This window comes from Bradyrhizobium australafricanum (assembly GCF_020329495.1).
Classification (GTDB): Bacteria; Pseudomonadota; Alphaproteobacteria; order Rhizobiales; family Xanthobacteraceae; genus Bradyrhizobium; species Bradyrhizobium australafricanum.
On sequence record NZ_JAGKJL010000171.1, the window covers coordinates 1 to 1,319 of the forward strand.

At 57.0% G+C, this 1,319-nt stretch carries 1 protein-coding gene; it reads right to left on the bottom strand.

Annotation, left to right across the window (positions count from 1 at the left end):
* Positions 1-10: 10 nt before the first annotated feature.
* A complete protein-coding gene (locus J6525_RS46335) occupies positions 11-805 on the bottom strand; it encodes a reverse transcriptase domain-containing protein (protein ID WP_225649603.1) in 795 nt (264 codons plus the stop codon).
* Positions 806-1,319 lie beyond the last annotated feature (514 nt).

Below are 1,319 nucleotides of genomic sequence, written 5' to 3' on the forward strand. Positions count from 1 at the left end.
CAAAGGTGCTCTACATCACACCTCCTTCGCGCCGTCGTGGCGCACGATCGTCCGCGAAACGCGCGTATTCGACATTGATGTACTTGCCGCTCCGTGTGACTTCTCGCGCTCGCTCCAGCATCTTGTCAACCTCGTTGAGGTAAAGATTACTGAGCAAGGGCGAAAGCACACCGCCTTGCGGAACTCCCTTCTTGCCAGCGGCTTTCAGCATAACTCTTAGGAGATGCATGACGTCCGCGTCGTTGATCCGCTGCGCCACCTTCGCCAATAGCCGGTCATGCCGGACGTTGTCGAAATAGGCTCGCAAATCAAAATCGAGAACGCGCGTCTTCCTTTGAGCTATTGCATCTGTCACTCGCTTGATCGCATCATGCGCTGTCCGCTTAGGCCGATACCCAAACGATCCCGGTTGGAAATCCGCCTCGAAGACAGGTTCGAGTATGAGCTTGAGCGCACCTTGAACCACCCGATCACGGACCGCCGGAATCGAGAGGATGCGAACTTTATTCCCATCCTTCGGTATTTCCTGTTTCCGTGCCGGAAGTGGCCGATAGGTATGCCCGGTCAGTTCGTCCCGCAACTGCTCAAGCAGAGCGTCTACGCCTAGCGCTTCAATGGCCTCGAAGGTCACCCCGTCTATTCCCGGAGCGCCGTCGTTTTCTTTGGCCATCTCATACGCCGCGCGTAGCGTTTCCACTTTGCAGACGTGAACGTATAGACCCCAGAAACGCCAGGACGGTTCAGCCTTCGCCTTGACGTATAGTCTCCTCCTCAGGTCCTGCAAATCAATGGACGCCTTTGTCATCTCGTCCTTGCCTTCCTTACGTTAGAGACGTCACAAATGGCAGGGCCCCTTCGCTCCACGGGGGTTACTCCGCTTCACAGCTACTGCGGACCCGGCCGCCACCCTCTCGTCTTCGGCCGCTTTCCCGGTGTCGCCGGTTATACAGCCTACCTTGCTCCGACAATTTCTCGCCGGGGACGAGGAGGGCTTCTCCAGTTGCTCAGCATGTCCTTGTCATCGTGCTGTCGCTTCCACCCCGCCGAAGTGAACAGCCGCATCGGTCAGATTTCGGCTGTCTATGCTGCCTTCGCCTTGAAACCGCGGGCTCGGCCTTCGGGTTGCTGACTTTTTCGAGGCCACAACGCGTTCTCTCTCGATACGGCCCGATGACTCGTGATCTCCCTTTCCGGAGACCTTGTCGATAGGCTTCAAAAATTCGGTTTCCCTCCTCTCTGCTATCCAAACTACAGGGCTCTGACTTTTACCCTGGTGGGATTGCCTCCCACTGGACACGCCAGCCTTTGCTGGACACACG